Genomic DNA, 13,775 nt, shown 5'->3' with positions numbered 1-13,775 from the left:
CTGGGCGGAACACCACCGGGAACGGAACATCATGACCGGATCCGAACGACGGGGCTCTGAGCGTGGCGCCGGCCGCCGGCGCGCCGGCGAGCCCTCCCGCCGCCACGGTGGCGAGTCCTCCCGTCGCGTGGGCGGGTCCTCCCGCCGCCATGTCGGCGCACGCAGAGCGCTGGCGGTCTGCGCGCTGGCCGCCGTCGCCGTGCTGGGCATGGCGCTGCCCGCGTCGGCGCACGCGGTGCTCACCGGCAGCGATCCCGTTGGCGGGGCGGCCCTCGACACCGCTCCCGCCCAGGTGACCCTGACGTTCAGCGAGTCCGTCTCGGTCAAGTCCGACTCGATCCGGGTCCTGGACACCACCGGCGCCCGCGCAGACCAGGGCGGCGCGCACGGCGGCGCGGCGGCGTCGCAGGCGACCGTCGCGCTGCGCTCCGGGCTCGGACCAGGCACGTACGTGGTGAGCTGGCGGGTCGTCTCGGCCGACAGCCATCCGGTCGGCGGCGCCTTCGCGTTCGGGGTCGGCGGCCCGCCGGACGCCGGCGCGGCGGCCGCGCTGCCCTCCGGCGGCGGCGGGTCGCGGGTGGTCGGGGTGGCCCTGGGCACGGCGCGGTTCATCGCGTTCGCCGGCGCCGCGCTGCTGATCGGCGCCACCTTCTTCGTGGCCGTGCTGTGGCCCGCCGGGGCGCGCCGCCCCGGCCCAGCCCGGCTGATCATCGCCGGCTGGCTGCTCAGCATCGTGGGCGCGGTCGGGATGCTTCTCTTCCAGGGCCCCTACACGGCCGGGTCCGGCATCTCCGGCGTCTTCCGCGGTGACCCGCTGGCCACCACCCTGGACGGCCGTTACGGCCAGCTCCTGGCGATCCGCGTGCTGGCGCTGCTGCTGGCCGTTCCGCTCCTGCGCCGGCTGCGCGACCCGGAACTGACCGAACCGGGCGATGACGGCGCCCGCCACCCGGCCGGGGCCGGCCGCCGGGGACTCGTGGAGCTCGCCGGCCTCGGCCTGGCGCTCGTGATGACCATGGCGATGATCGGCCACGCCAGCGCGGGGGACATGGTCTGGCTGGCGACGGCCAGCCTGACCGTGCACATCGCGGCCATGGCGATCTGGCTGGGCGGGCTGTGCGTGCTCGGCCTGAGCCTGCTCGGCTGGTCCGGGAAGGGCGAGGGCATCGCCGCCGCCGTCCCCGCCGTTGTCGTCGGCGGCCGTGGCACGAGTGTCGGCAGCGGCGGCGAGAACGACACTGACACCGGCGGTGCGAGCGTCGAGGGCGAGCCGGTGCCGCCCGAGCAGGCGGTCGAACTGGCCCGGGTCCTGCCCCGCTGGTCGACGACGGCGACCATCGCGATCGCCCTGATCGTCCTGACCGGAGCCTTCCAGACCTGGCGGGAGATCGGCGAGTTCGGCGCGCTGTTCGACACGACCTACGGCCGGCTGCTCCTCTACAAGCTCTGGTTCGTCCTCGGCGTGCTCGGGCTGGGGTTCCTCGCCAGGCGTTGGGTGCGCCGGCACTACCACCCCGAACCGGGGCCGCGGGTCACCTCGATCGCGCTCACCGGGCTGCGCCGGGGCGTGCTGTTCGAGGTCCTGATCGGTGCCGTGGTCCTGGCGGTGACCGCGATCCTGGTGAACACCATCCCGGGCCGCGACTCCTACGCCCCGCCGTTCACGAGGACGACCGTCGCCGGCCCGCTCACCGTGGACATCGACGTCTCGCCCACCCGCACCGGCGCCCAGACGATGCACGTCTACACCTACGACCCGCAGGGCCGGCCGCAGCGGCTGGTCGAGGCCAGCGGTGAGCTGAGTCTGCCCTCGGCGGGCGTCGGCCCGCTGGAGGTCCCTCTGGTGGAGGTCACCGACGGCCACGCCGTGGCCGAGGGAGTGGGCGTGCCACTGCCGGGCCGGTGGCAGCTGCGCTTCACCCTCCGCGTCAACGACTTCGACCAGTACGTGACGACGGTCTTCTACGACGTCCGCTGAGCTCCGCCGGAGCTCGCCCCGGAGGGAGTCGCCCGGCTCAGACCTGATCCGGTCAGCTCTGAGCTGACCGGATCCAGGCCGGGGGCCGGGGGGATCAGACCGGGATCGGGTTCTGCGCGTCCCGGGTGCCCGGTGGGAGCCGCTGGTCACCGGCCGGGGGTGGGGTCGTCGCCGGCGGGGCCGGGGCCTCGGTGGCCGGCGGCGCCGGAGCGGTGCTCGGCGGCGGGGCGGGCTCGGTGGTCGTCGCCGGCGGCGGTGTCGTGGGAGCCTCGCCGTCCGGCGGCGGCGGTGTCGTCGGGGTGTCCGTGGCCGGCGGCGGCGTGGTGGTGGCCGGGGGCGGCGTCGTCGGACCGGTGGTCGTGGTGGGACCGGTCGTCGTGGGCGGGGTCGCGGGCGGGGTCGTCGCCGGCGGCGCGGGCGCGTCCGTCGTGGGTGGCGGCGGTGTGCTCGGGGCCGGCGCGGGCGGCGCGGGCGGCGCCGCGGGCTGGTCGCCGGTGTTGACCTCGCGGACGACCTGGCCGGGCCGGGACACGCCGGGTCGGCTCGTGTAGGCGCCCGCGACGGTCGGCACCACGGTGGGCGCGGGCACCTCGGACGCGATCGGCGGCCGGGCGATCGTCGGCAGGGGGCCGGGGGGCGCCGAGGGGGCGATCGCGACGATGCCGGGGCCGCCGTCGGCGACCAGCTCGGCCTCGCCCGCCGGCCAGGAGATGACGGCGGTGAGCCCGGCGACGGCGACGACCAGGGCGGCGGCCACGGCGATCGCGGGCCGGGCCCGGAACTCGGCGAACCCGCCGGACCCGGCGGCGTCGCCCGGGTAGGCGCGGTCCACCGGGATCAGCGGGAGGACGTTCCCGTGTCGGTCGCGGTCGCGGTCGCGGTCACCGGCGCCGGCCGGTGCCGTGGTCTGCCCGTGCCGGTCGTCCTGACGCTGCGTGCGCAACTGCCCGGTGGACGGCGAGATGACGGTGACGGCGTCCTCGGGGGCGTAGCCGCCCGCGGCGACTCGATCGTCCGCGGCCGACGCCGGACCACGGCGGTCCTGGGTCGGGAAGGCCGAGGCGGTGAAGGCGGGGACGGCCGGGCGGACCGGGGCGGTGCCACCGGGCTGGCCCGACGCTCCGCCGGCCGCCAGGCCCGCCGCCGCGGCCAGTTCGTCGATCCCGGCGGGCCCGACTCCGGCGGGCTCGGAACCGGCGCGTTCGGCGGCTCGGCGGCTCGCCGCCGCGGCGGCCGCTCCGGCGGCGGCGGCCGCGCGGTCGAAGGTGCGCTCCAGGCCGGCCCGCAGGCTGGCCGGTGCCGGGACCACGGCGCCGTCGAGCAGCTCCTCGGGGGAGACGCCGTGCGGAACCGGGACGCTGCGCGCCTGCGGGGATCCCGACCAGGCCAGTGCGCTGCCGCGGGCGAGCTCCAGCAGCCAGGGGCGCAGCCGGGTCGGGTCGGAGAGCGGGTTGAGTCTCGTCCGCGCCACGAGGGCGAACGCGGTGCCGGCGGCCGCCCGCGCGACCGTCGGGTCGCCGAGGATCAGCAGGCACATCGAGAAGACGTCGTCGGCGTAACGGTTGTACAGGTCATCGAAAGCCTGACGATCGCCGCGTCGAACCCGCGCCACCAGGTCCGCGTCGTCGTTCATCAACTCAGCATCTCCCCGTGACGGCGTTCCTGACCTCGGCATCGAGACCAGGCTCCCAACCATCGTGGCGCCGGCCTGGTCACCGGTCAGGCGAGGTCAATAGTAGGAGGTGCGTCATCCCGTCGGGGTGAACGCCGGGAAGATTTTTTGTCGCCAGCTCGACACCACGGTCAGCTTGACGCTGATCGTGGTGTCGTATCCCACTTCGTCGGGCGTGCTGACCACCTTATATGAAGGCAGCTTCGGCGTATCCGTTCCGGCATCGCCGGTGCCGGCCCGGTCCAGGCGACTGGTGAAGAAACCGCCTGGTATTACCGAGAACCATCGTCAGTGTGGTGATCAGGAATTGGGCGGTTGTTCGAGCAGCGTGACGGTCGCGGTCTGGCTGGAGCCGCCGCGCTGGTAGGTGACTTCCACCTGGTTGCCGATCTCGTAGGACCGGACCGCGGCGATCAGCGAATCCACGTCGGTGACCGCGCGATCCCCCACTTTGGTGATGACGTCACCTTCGCGCAGGCCCGCTTTGTCCGCCGGGCCTCCGCTGACCAGGGAGCGGATCTGCGCCCCGGTACCGCTCGCGGCCGTCGACCGGGTGTTCTCGTCGGCTGTGGAGGCGCTCACACCCAGATAGGGGTGCTGGGCGGTGCCGTTGTCGACGAGCTGGCCGGCCACCTTCTCCGCGTAGTTGCCTGGTATCGCGAAACCAACCCCGATGTTTCCGGACTGCTGACTACCACCAAAGGGTGAACTACCACCGACCGTTGCGATCGCGGTGTTCACGCCGATGATCTCGCCCTTGCTGTTCACCAGCGGCCCACCCGAGTTGCCGGGGTTGATGGGCGCGTCGGTCTGGATCGCGTCCAGGACGGTGTTCTGCTGGTCCCGTACGGTCGCGTCGCCGGTGCGGACGGGGCGGTGCAGCGAGCTGACGATGCCGGAGGTGACCGTCCCGTTGAGGCCCAGCGGGCTGCCGACGGCGACGACGAGCTCCCCGACCTGCAGCGCGTCGGAGTCCCCGAACGTGGCGGCGGGCAGGCCGGTCGCGTCGATCTTGATCACGGCGAGGTCGGAGCTCGGGTCGGTCGCCTTGACCTGGGCGTCGAAGGTCCGGCCGTCCTGCATCGTGACCGTGAGGGTGCCGCCCTGCGAGGCGCCGGACACCACGTGGTTGTTCGTGAGGATGTAGCCGTCCGCGCGGATGATCGTTCCGGAACCGGTGCCCGACTCCTGGCTCGACTCCTCGGCGATCGTCACGACACTGGGCAGGATCGCCTGCGCGGCCGCGGCGACCGTGTTGTCCGCGGCCGGGGAGACACCGGCCGCGCCGCTCGACTGGCGCAGGCCGGAGGAGGAGGTCACCACCGCCGGGGAGTTGTCGTTGGCGACGAGCGCGCCGACGCCGCCGCCGATGCCGCCCGACACGAGCGCGATCGCCAGCGCGGCCGCGATCATCCGCCGCCGGCGCATGGGCGCCGGGTTGGGCTTCGCGGGGGTGAACCGCCCGTAGGGGTCGGAGCCGCCCGGCGAACCGGGTGCCTGACCACCGGGTGCCTGACCACCGGGAGTCGCTCCCGGCGGCACCGGGGCGCCCCAGCCGGGATGCCCTGGGTTCCACCACGCGCCGGACTGCTGCTGGCCCTGACCGGTGGCCGGGCCCTGACCGGTGGCCGGGCCACCCTGGTCGATCCGTTGCGTACTGTCGCCGGCGCCGGAGCGGGGATCAGCCCAGCCGGAGTTCTGGCCGTAGGGCGCGGTCGGCCGCGGACCCTGCTGCGGGCCCGACTCGTAGGACCCGCCGGGGGTGCCCGGGCCGGTCGCCGGCCCGGCCGGGTGCGGCGCCGGCGGGGGGCCCGCCGGAAAACCACCGGTCTGGTCCGGACGGCTCGCGCCGGGCCCGGGCGGCGGACCGCCGGCCGGCGGCGTGCCGGGATACTGCTGGTGTTCGACGGGATTCGACCGCGGGTCCACCGACCCCTCCGAACTGTTCGCCTCGGCCCTGGTCCGCTCCGGCGCGTTGTCGGGCGGAGCCCAAGGGGACCGGGCGTCGTGCGTGGTAGTCATGGTAGGCACTTTCCCCCGGGACCCTGAGCGATTCCTGAATTCCAACCTACGTTCCGCTTAGTCGGCGCCGCGAAGGGTGTCCGATCCAGGACATCCTGCCCGAGGCTGGGAATGGCAGCCGTCCCGCCCCCGACCTCACAGCCGGCCCGGCGGCGCGGGGCGGCCCGACCGCCGAGCTCCGGTGCGCGCCGTGGCCGGCGGCATGCCGGGCCGTCGCCGGCCCGGCGCCGGGCGCTCACCGACGCCCGGCCGCCAACAGGTCCCGGATCTCGGTCAGCAGCCGGGTCTCGTCCGTGAGCGTCGGATCGTCCAGTGGGGAGGTCTGGCCGCGCCGGCGCCGCTCATTGATCCTGCTGACCGGTGCCACCACGACAAAGTAGATCACCGCGGCGATCGAGAGGAACGCGATGAGGCTGTTCAGGAATCGACCGTAGTAGAAGACGCTGTTGTTGATCGTGAAGGTGAGCTGCGCGAAGTCCGGCTTCCCGATGATCGCGGCGATGAGCGGGGTGAAGAGGTTCGCGACCAGCGACGTGACCACCGCGGTGAAGGCGGTGCCGATCACGACGGCGACCGCGAGATCGACGACGTTCCCCCGCAGCAGGAACTCTTTGAAGCCCTTCATGCATCCCCCCGGACGTCTCTTCCCCGCGAGGCGGTGCCGAGCGGGTGACCGCCCGATCGGGCGGTTCGTGCTGGTTCCCACCCGCGCACCATCGGGCCGGGTGTCGACCGCCGGCGCCGCCCGGCGCGGTCGCCACGGCCGGCGACGTCGGCCGTCGGTGATGGCGAGGACACTAACGGCGGTGGTAGCGGCCGGCAGCGCGACGAGCGGGAGCCGGCGAACTCCGGCCGGCCGACTTCCCGCGAGAGGTCGGGAAATAGGCCACGAGGTGGACTGAATGTCAAGGGGGCTCGCGCAACACTTCCGCAACGGCGTGATACACCGGTATCCGCTCGGGTATTTCCTGCATGGCCCGGAATCGGAGGTTGTCTGGTGACGGACGGTGCATGGAGAGGTGACCCTCGGGATCAGGCCGGGCCGGGCTACCGGGAACGGCCGCCCGGCGCACCGGACGACCTGGGGCCGGACGGCTACTGGGACGGCCCGGACCAGCGTCAGCAGTACCGGAACGACCCCCGCGCCGACGGTGCCCAGCAGGGTCCGCCCCAGTACCAGGGTCCGCCCCAGTACCAGGGCGGCCCGCCCACGGGCTATCCCGACGCCCCCCGGCCGGGCGGTGCCCATCAGCAGCCGGGATACCCGTCGGCCGCCGACCCCGGAGCCGGCTACGGTCCGGGTCCCGGCGCCGGTGCCTACCCGCCGTCCGGCCCGGCAGGAGGTCAGTACCCGCCGGGAGGCCAGTACCCCCCGGCCGGCCCGCCGGGAGGGCAGTACCCGCCCGGAGGCCAGTACCCGCCGCCGCCCGGGCCCGGCGCCCGTCCGCCCGCGGGTGGCGGCGCGCCCTACGCGCCGTCCGGCCCGGGCCCCGCGACCGGCCCCTACCCGCCACCCGGACCCGACACGGGCGGCTACCCGTCGGCGGGCGGCCCAGGCGGCCCGGGCGGCCCAGGAGGCCCAGGAGGCCCGCCCGGTCCCGGTGCCCGCCGGGACACGACCTCCGTCCGCGGCGCCCTGGTTCCGCGTGCCGGCGCCGGCCGGGCCCCGACGCGTCCGCCGGGGTCCACCGGCCCGGCGCCTCGGCAGGCCCCCGAGCGGGGGAGCGGGGTGGACGCCGGCGCCGCCCGTCCGGACCCGTACCAGCCGGAGCCGGTCCGATCGGCCGCGGCCCCGGGGACGGATCCGGGCGGGCGCCGGGGCGGCCCCGACCCGGCCTACCGGGACGCGGCGTACCCGCAGATGGCGCACCGCGACGTCGCGCTGCCCGACGCCGACCCGCGCGACGCCGAGCGGCGGGACCAGCCCTACCGTGACCAGGAGCGCGGATACCGCGACGGTCCCGCGCGGGACCTGCCGTACCGCGACCCGGACGGTCCGGCGGACGACGACGCCCGTGGCCCGGCACCCGGCACCGGTCCGCGGGCGCGGGCCCGGGCCGCCCGGCGCGCCGGCGGCCCGGACGGCACCGGCCCGCAGGACCGGGCCAGATCCGGGGGCGTCGGCACCGAGGCGCTGGGTGCCGTCGGCGCGGCTTCCGGCGGGACCGGGCCGCGCCGGGCCGCGCCCCCGCGCCGGGGCGGCTTCGACGAGGCCGACTTCCCCGGCGAACCTGACTTCCCGGACGATGGCGACGACTTCGACGGTCCGGACGGCGGCGAGGCCGCCGGGCTGGGGCCCTTCCTGCGGCGCCTCGTGATCGCCCTGGTCGTGCTCGGTGTCGCCCTCGCGGTGGGCGTCGGCGCCGGCGTCGTCTGGGAGAAGGTGCGTCCGAGCGGCGACACGGCGACGACGGCGGGCACGCCCTCGACGGCGACGCCGAGCACCGCCCCGTCGGCCTCCCCGGCGCCGTCCGGCGGTGCTCCCGCGGGGGGCGGCCAGCCACCGGCCGCGGTGCCGGCGGACTGGGTGGCCTTCACCGACCCCGACCAGAAGGCGACGTTCTCCCATCCGGCGTCCTGGAAGCAGCGGCGGGACAACACCGGTGTGTTCTTCGGGGAGCCCGGGGCGGGCGCGGTGGGCACATCCGCCGAGTACGGCCCGCGGATGATCGGCGTCGCCCGGATCCCGGACGCGGACGCCACGACGGCGCTCAGCCAGGTCCAGAGCAGTGAGTTCGGCAGCGTCCCGGGGCTCACCCAGGACCGCTCGGGCCCGGCTACGGACACGTCCGGGGCGACCGTGCAGGAGCTGGCGGGCTCCTACGACCGTGACGGCCAGCGTGTCTCGTACCTCATGCGCACGAGCGAGGCGCCCGGCGCGGTCTACGTGCTCATCACCAGGGTTCCGGCGGACGCCGCGGCGTCGCTGAACACGCTGATGGGCGCGCTGCGCGCCTCGTTCCAGCCGGCCGCCTGACACCGGCCTCCCGGCCCGGCCGACGTCGGCCTGCCTGACGTCGGTCAGCCAGGCCGGTGGGGCGGGGCGGGGTCGTTCAGATCCGGGGGCCGGCGGCGGCCGCGCGGGCCGGCTCCAGCAGCTCCCACAGCACGGTGGCCGTGTCGAAGGAGCCGGCGCCGGTCAGCGGCGGCCAGCCGTGGCCCAGCGCCGGCAGCACGTACTGCACGAGGCGGGCGGAGGTCGAACAGGTCGTCTCGTGCCGGACGGCCACCGGCGCCACCTGGACCGGCGGCGCGAGCGGCTGGGCCGCGGGCGTGCCCGGTCCCGCCGGTGCCGGTCCCGTCGCCGGCGGCTGGCCCAGCGGGGCCTGCCCGAGGGGCGCCTGGCCCAGCGGTCCCTGCCCGGCCGCCGGTGATGTGGTGGCGGCCGGCAGCCCGGGGCCGGCGGCGGTGACGATCGCCGGGTCGGCTGGTCCGGCGGTGGCGGACCCGGCCGGGCCGACCACCCCGACCTGGGCCCCGGCCCCGGTCGTGCCGATCGGGTGGCCGTCCGCGCCGGTGGTCGTGGTGTCGGCGGGCTGGGTGGGTGCCGGGCAGCCGTCCACCGCCCGGAACGGGGCGAGGCTCACCTCGACGGGCGTGATCCCCGTCTGCAGGGCCTCGGACCACAGCGCGCCGGCGTACGGGACGTGGCCGTCCAGTCCGCCGTGGATCGACACCGTGGTCACGGGCGCGGGCGGGACGCAGTTGAAGGTCTGCAGGCTGGCCGCGACGACCGCGAACCCGGCGAGCTCGTCGCCGTGCTCGCAGGCGTAGCGGTAGGCGAGCATGCCGCCGTTCGACAGCCCGATGATGCTCACCCGCCGCGGATCGATCGGGTAGCTGCTCTCCAGGTGCGCGATGAGCGAGCGCAGCCAGCCGACGTCGTCACTGCCGGCGGCCCCGGCCGGGCCGCAGCAGGTGCCCGCGTTCCAGGACATCCCCAGCCCGTCGGGGTAGACGACGGCGAAGCCGGCCGAGCGGGCGAGCTCGTCGAGCCCCCAGCCGCGCTGCGGCTCGGTGCCGTCGTGGTACAGGCTGTGCAGCGCCACGACGAGCGGGTACGGGCCCGCCGTGCCGGCGTCCGGCAGCGTCAACCGGATCTGACCGCCCCGTCCACTCCGCTCGAAGGCGTCGGGACCGATTGTCGGCGGCGGGGTGGGGATGGTCCCCTCCTCGCTCGTCGGGCCGGGCCGGGCGCTCGGCCCGGCCCCGCCCGCGAGCCCGCACCCGGCCACGACCAGCGCTGCCGCGAGCAGGGAGATGAGAAGCCGTACCGCGACGAAGCGGCGGCTGCGGACGGCCGACACGATCGATATTCTGACGCGCCGCCTACCGGGCCGCGCGTCAACGGTGTCGTTGATTACTCTTTGTGTTAGGACTGCTACGTGCGAGGTCGTTCTCGGCTGCCCGCACCACGTTCAGGCGGGGCCGGTCACGGGACCAGCGTTCAGGCACGGCCGGTTCCCCGCCGGTCGGTTCTCTCCCGCCCGGGGGCAGGCCACGCGGGTTCACATGCAGGGGCATGACGTTTCTCGAGTCGACGTCGAACGGGCGCGGATCGCCGCTCGGGATCGCCGACACCCCGCTGTCGACCTTGCCCCGGTCTGACTTGTTCCGGTCGAACCTGGTTCTGTCGCGACCGTCCTCGGCCGTTCCCGTCCCGGAACCGGCGCTGCTCGCGTCCATGATCCGCGTCGCCTGGGCGCGGTCAGCGCCGGGCCCGCGGGGCTCGGTGGACTCGGCCGCGCTCCGGTAGCGATCGAACGCGACCTGCGCGCGAGTCTCCAGGTCGTCGACCTTCTCGAGCGACTCGCGGACCCGTCGTTCGCCGGCCGGGCCGGCAGCCAGCAGATCGGACAGGCAGTGGTCCACCGCCCTGCGAGCCGCCAGCCATCCGAGGAGCAGCCGTGAACGTTCCATGTCGGATGGCTCGTTCACCGAGATGTCCCTTCGCTCGCAATCTCTCGACGCCGGTGCGGCGTCGCCCCCCGCGAGGTCCTGCTCGTCAGCGTTGCGTCCTGGCGTAGGTGTCTCCCACCGTCATGCGGCGTGGCGCGGACGCCGCGCCGCCACCCGAAGCCGTCCCTTCCCAGAGTGCCCCACCCGGCGTCGCGGCGCGTCGCAGTTCGCCGAACGCACACCCACAGGTCAGTCGGAAACAGTGCCGGGGAGCTGGTTCTCCCCCCGGACGGGGGAGGTCGGCGGCGGGCCGGGGAGCACCGACGGCGATGGCAGGGCCGTGCGTGGCGACGCGGGTGCGGGATCCGTGGACGGTACCCGCCCCGGCGCTTCGGCTGTGGAGGGGCCCTTCGGCAGGGCCCCCGGAGCGGCTCCCGGCAGGGTCGGAGCCCCGGGCGGGCGCCGTGGCGCCGGCGCCGGCGTGGCCGTGGGTGCCGGCGTGGCCGCGGGTGTCGGCGGGGACGTGGCTGCCGGCGCCGGTGTCGCCGGTGTCGCCGCCGGTGGCGGGGGCGTCCCGCCCCGGTTCGGCGTCCCGACCCGGTTCGCGCGCCAGACGGCGCGGGCCTCACCGGCGCTGTCCTCGGCCCGGTCGAGGATGTCCTCCCAGCGGCTCTGCATCGGCCGGACGAGACCACCGCCCACCCCGACCACCACCACTCCGGTGCCCGTCGCGAGCACCGCGTAGAGCAGCGGCGTGGTGACCGAGGTCCCGATGCCGAGCTCGTCCAGCGCCGCCTTGCCGAACGCGAGGACGGCGAACCCGGCGACGACCCTGCTCAGCAGGTTGCCATGCTGCAGCCCGGCGAACGACTCGGTGACCAGGCGGCGCGCCCGGGCGGCCAGCGCCAGCCCGAGCAGCGCGATGACGGCCGCGAGCAGCGCGCGGGCGAGCAGTGCCAGGGCGGCGCCGGCCATCCGGTCGGCGGGACTCGGCCCGAACACCCCGAGCGCGGCGCGCAGCACGGCCAACAGGCCGATCACGGCCACCAGCCGCAGCAGCCAGCCCCGGATGACCCCGGTCTGGCAGCGCAACAGTCGGGACGCGCCGGCGCGGTCGATCGCGCCGTCGAGGCCGGCCTGCTCCAGCATCCGGTCCGCGGCGTGGAGCACGCCCCGGATGACCACGGCTCCGACGGCGACGGCGAACGCGAAGACCAGGATCTTGGGGCCGATCTGCGCGATCCGTGACCACGCGTCCGAGACGCCCTGATCCCACTGCACCGCCTGCGTCACCGCGTCAGCACACCGGAAGCCCACGGCGATCTGTCGATGCCACGCCGTGACCTTGCGTGTCATCGAAGTGGTCTCCGTTGGTGACTCACGGTGACTGACTAACCTCTGTCGGATGAGCTCGCCTCCCTCGACGCAGGCGGTGTGGTGGCTTCGCCGCGACCTCCGGCTCGACGACAACCCGGCGCTGCTCGCCGCCGCCGGATCCGGCCGGGTGCTGGCGCTCTTCGTCCTCGACGACGCGCTGCGGCGCCCGGCCGGCCCCGTCCGCCTGGCGTTCCTCCACCGGTGCCTGCGCGACCTGGACGCCCGGCTCGGCGGCCGGCTGTGCGTGCGTACCGGGAACCCGGCGGACGTCGTCCCCGCGCTCGCCCGCGAGATCGCCGCGGACGCCGTCCACATCGCGGCCGACTACGGCCCGTACGGATCCCACCGCGACAACCTGGTGGAACGTGCTCTGGCCGCGGACGGCCGGCGGCTCGTGCGCACCGGCTCGCCCTACGCCGTCACGCCCGGCCGCCTGCGCAAGCCCGACGGGACGTCCTACCGCGTGTTCACGCCCTTCTACCGGGCCTGGAAGGAGCACGGCTGGCGCGCGCCGGCCGGGCCGGCGGATCCCACCTGGCTCCGGCCCACCGACCTCGACGGCGGCGGCGAGCCGATACCGGCCGATCCGGACCTGGGGGGCACCGAGCTACCGCCGGCCGGCGAGCACGCCGCGCACGAGCGGCTGGGCGCCTTCCTGACCGAATCGCTGGCCGGCTACGCGGCGCACCGCGACGAGCCGGCCGCGGCCGTCACCTCCCGCCTCTCGCCCTACCTGAAGTGGGGCTGTGTCCACCCGCGCACCGTCCTCGACGCGCTCCGCACCGCCGCGGCCGCCGGGGCCGGGGCCGCCGGGGCGGAGCCGGCGGCCGCTTCGGCCGAGAAGTTCCGCTCCGAGCTCGCCTGGCGCGAGTTCTACGCGGACGTCCTCGCCACGACACCGTCGTCGGCCCGGACCGACCTCACCGAGACCCTGGCCGCGATGGACTACGAGCCTCCCGGCGACTCCTTCGAGGCGTGGAAGTGGGGCCGCACCGGCTACCCGATCGTCGACGCCGGGATGCGCCAGCTTCTCGCCGAGGGCTGGGTGCACAACCGGGTCCGGATGATCGAGGCCTCGTTCGTGTGCAAGGACCTGCACGTCCACTGGACGCACGGCGCCCGCTGGTACCTCGAGCGCCTCGTCGACGGCGACCTCGCGTCCAACAACCACGGCTGGCAGTGGACGGCCGGCACCGGAACCGACGCCGCCCCGTACTTCCGGGTGTTCAACCCGGTCTCGCAGGGCCGCAGGTTCGACCCCGACGGGGCCTACATCCGCCGCTGGGTCCCCGAGCTGCGCGGTCTCCCGTCCGACGTGGTGCACGAGCCGTGGAAGCTCCCGGCCGGTCCGCCGAACGGTTACCCGCGCCCGGTCGTCGATCACGCCGCCGAACGCCGGGAGGCCCTGGACCGGCACGCCCGGGCCCGCCACCACGCCTGACCGGCCCGCCGGCCGGCGGGGTAACTGGTCGGCTGGGTGGCGGATCGTCAGGTTCGTCCCCTTACCGGGTTGATTGGTCACGTCGCAAGTGAAGGTCGTGTCGGTTATCCGACAGTGCCCGATTCCGTGGACCGCCGGTTCCCGCGGCGGGGATTGGCCACCCTTGATGTGGGCAGGGAGACGGCGGGCTCGACTCCTCGCCCGCCCGACCGGTGGGGAGGTGACGGGCTCCATCGGACGTGGTCGCGCCGGTGCGGGATGTGGAGGGCAGCCCGTACCGGCGCGTCACGGAGGTCGCGGCCGTGTCCGTCCGTGCTCGGAGGGGGCGCTGGGCCACACGGTCGCGACCCGAACCCGATCCCGGCTCAGTCATACGTGAGAAGTGG

At 75.3% G+C, this 13,775-nt stretch carries 10 protein-coding genes; 4 read left to right on the top strand and 6 right to left on the bottom strand.

What is annotated here, in order from left to right:
- The first annotated feature begins 31 nt into the window (after nucleotides 1–31).
- Nucleotides 32–1,978, top strand: coding sequence for a copper resistance CopC/CopD family protein (locus tag B056_RS0121890; protein ID WP_020572632.1), 1,947 nt, complete (start codon nucleotides 32–34; stop codon nucleotides 1,976–1,978).
- Between the two features lie 94 nt (nucleotides 1,979–2,072).
- On the opposite strand, the gene B056_RS0121885 is transcribed toward B056_RS0121890, so the two are convergent.
- Nucleotides 2,073–3,611 carry an RNA polymerase sigma factor gene (locus B056_RS0121885; RefSeq protein ID WP_230203110.1) on the bottom strand — a complete coding sequence of 513 codons (1,539 nt, stop codon included), beginning with the start codon at nucleotides 3,609–3,611 and terminating at the stop codon, nucleotides 2,073–2,075.
- 109 nt (nucleotides 3,612–3,720) lie between these two features.
- Here B056_RS0121885 and B056_RS44615 point away from each other — a divergent pair, with 109 nt between their 5' ends.
- Entirely contained in the window at nucleotides 3,721–4,017 is a 297-nt protein-coding gene (locus tag B056_RS44615; RefSeq protein ID WP_230203109.1) for a hypothetical protein, read from the top strand.
- Here the strand turns inward: B056_RS44615 and B056_RS37530 are convergent.
- On the bottom strand, nucleotides 3,951–5,672 hold the full coding sequence (locus tag B056_RS37530; RefSeq protein WP_026239984.1) for a trypsin-like peptidase domain-containing protein: 1,722 nt from the start codon (nucleotides 5,670–5,672) through the stop codon (nucleotides 3,951–3,953). The genes B056_RS44615 and B056_RS37530 overlap by 67 nt on opposite strands.
- Before the next feature lie 235 nt (nucleotides 5,673–5,907).
- The gene (mscL, locus tag B056_RS0121875) at nucleotides 5,908–6,297 is read right to left on the bottom strand and encodes a large conductance mechanosensitive channel protein MscL (protein ID WP_018504000.1); all 390 of its coding nucleotides are present in this window, start codon (nucleotides 6,295–6,297) and stop codon (nucleotides 5,908–5,910) included.
- Nucleotides 6,298–6,669: 372 nt separating this feature from the next.
- On the opposite strand from mscL, the gene B056_RS45445 reads away from it, so the two are divergent.
- On the top strand, nucleotides 6,670–8,649 hold the full coding sequence (locus tag B056_RS45445) for a hypothetical protein (RefSeq protein ID WP_051105703.1): 1,980 nt from the start codon (nucleotides 6,670–6,672) through the stop codon (nucleotides 8,647–8,649).
- 76 nt (nucleotides 8,650–8,725) lie between these two features.
- On the opposite strand, the gene B056_RS0121865 is transcribed toward B056_RS45445, so the two are convergent.
- The 3 genes from B056_RS0121865 to B056_RS0121855 all read right to left on the bottom strand — a co-directional run bounded on the left by B056_RS0121865 (nucleotide 8,726) and on the right by B056_RS0121855 (nucleotide 11,927).
- Nucleotides 8,726–9,979: an alpha/beta hydrolase family esterase gene (locus tag B056_RS0121865; protein WP_018503999.1), complete on the bottom strand. Its 1,254-nt coding sequence runs from the start codon at nucleotides 9,977–9,979 to the stop codon at nucleotides 8,726–8,728.
- 37 nt (nucleotides 9,980–10,016) lie between these two features.
- Nucleotides 10,017–10,610 (bottom strand): hypothetical protein, encoded by a 594-nt coding sequence (locus B056_RS0121860; RefSeq protein ID WP_026239983.1) that lies wholly within the window; start codon nucleotides 10,608–10,610, stop codon nucleotides 10,017–10,019.
- A 210-nt stretch (nucleotides 10,611–10,820) separates the two neighbouring features.
- Complete coding sequence (locus B056_RS0121855; protein WP_018503997.1) at nucleotides 10,821–11,927, bottom strand: hypothetical protein; 1,107 nt, start codon at nucleotides 11,925–11,927, stop codon at nucleotides 10,821–10,823.
- A 49-nt stretch (nucleotides 11,928–11,976) separates the two neighbouring features.
- On the opposite strand from B056_RS0121855, the gene B056_RS0121850 reads away from it, so the two are divergent.
- On the top strand, nucleotides 11,977–13,389 hold the full coding sequence (locus B056_RS0121850) for a cryptochrome/photolyase family protein (protein ID WP_035752306.1): 1,413 nt from the start codon (nucleotides 11,977–11,979) through the stop codon (nucleotides 13,387–13,389).
- The last annotated feature ends 386 nt before the right edge of the window (nucleotides 13,390–13,775 follow it).

The sequence above is a fragment of the Parafrankia discariae genome (assembly GCF_000373365.1).
GTDB classification, from domain to species: Bacteria; Actinomycetota; Actinomycetes; order Frankiales; family Frankiaceae; genus Parafrankia; species Parafrankia discariae.
This window is presented reverse-complemented; position numbering and strand designations above follow the sequence as displayed.

Coding starts and splice junctions, on each gene's coding strand:
- B056_RS0121890 (WP_020572632.1), top strand. CDS start 32: ATGACCGGATCCGAACGACGGGGCTCTGAGCGTGGCGCCGGCCGCCGG.
- B056_RS37530 (WP_026239984.1), bottom strand. CDS start 5,672: ATGACTACCACGCACGACGCCCGGTCCCCTTGGGCTCCGCCCGACAAC.
- B056_RS0121885 (WP_230203110.1), bottom strand. CDS start 3,611: ATGAACGACGACGCGGACCTGGTGGCGCGGGTTCGACGCGGCGATCGT.
- B056_RS0121855 (WP_018503997.1), bottom strand. CDS start 11,927: ATGACACGCAAGGTCACGGCGTGGCATCGACAGATCGCCGTGGGCTTC.
- B056_RS0121850 (WP_035752306.1), top strand. CDS start 11,977: ATGAGCTCGCCTCCCTCGACGCAGGCGGTGTGGTGGCTTCGCCGCGAC.
- mscL (WP_018504000.1), bottom strand. CDS start 6,297: ATGAAGGGCTTCAAAGAGTTCCTGCTGCGGGGGAACGTCGTCGATCTC.